The following is a 798-nucleotide window of genomic DNA, read 5'->3' as shown; positions in this document are numbered from 1 at the left end:
GAGTTGGCCCTTGAGAGGGCCCCATTCGTTGGGGTCAGGGACGCCGGGGGGCAGCATCTGGCGGCGCTTGGGGCCGCCGTGTTCGGACTCGCCGGGTTCCTTGGCACCGGGCCAGGCCTTGGCGACTCGGGCTGCGAGGACGAAGTCCTTGCGGAGGGGGTGGCCCTCGAAATTGTCGGGAAGGAGGAGGTGGTCCAGGGCAGGGTGGTCGGCGAACAGGACGCCGAACATTTCGTGCGTCTCGCGTTCGTGCCAGGCGGCGCCCGCGTACACGCCGACCGCCGTGGGCAGGGTCGGCGCCTCGTGCGGGACGGTCGTGCGGACCAGGAGGCGTCGTACCGGAGACAGGGCCGCGACATGGGCGGCGACGCGGAAGCCGGTGCCGGGTTCGTCGACCGCGCTGAGCCAGTCGAAGTAGGTGCAGCCCAGTTCGTCGCGGGCCGTCCGCAGGGCCGCGATCCAGGACGTCGGGGGCACGTCGACCGTCAGGACGTCGTACGACTCCTCGGCGGTGGCCTCCGGGCCGAAGAGGTCCTCGACGGGGGTCGGCAGCCAGCCGGTCGTCGTCATCGGTCGGCCTCCCCCACGCTCGTACGACTCACGCCACCCGGGCCCGGCGCCTCAGGAGGGCTGACCAGACCGCTTTGGAGCGCCGCCGTGGAGGGGCGCGCGGTCCCGGTGCCGTACCGCTCCCCCAGCGACTCCCGGGCGATCTTCTCCTGGAGTTTCAGGATTCCCTGGAGCAGTGCTTCGGGGCGGGGCGGGCAGCCGAGGACGTACACGACGACGGGGATGATC

Annotated in this window: 1 protein-coding gene and 1 pseudogene; both read right to left on the bottom strand. The window is 71.9% G+C overall.

Translation table 11 applies throughout. The features are described 5' to 3' along the window. Positions 1–570: NADH-quinone oxidoreductase subunit C (locus tag L0P92_RS44735; RefSeq protein WP_234768850.1), on the bottom strand; the 570-nt coding region annotated here is incomplete at its 3' end. Continuing rightward, positions 567–798: pseudogene (locus L0P92_RS44730) on the bottom strand (hypothetical protein); the annotation flags it as partial. The gene L0P92_RS44735 and the pseudogene L0P92_RS44730, both read right to left, overlap by 4 nt.

It is taken from the genome of Streptomyces muensis (assembly GCF_021474425.1).
GTDB lineage: Bacteria > Actinomycetota > Actinomycetes > Streptomycetales > Streptomycetaceae > Streptomyces > Streptomyces muensis.
This window is presented reverse-complemented; position numbering and strand designations above follow the sequence as displayed.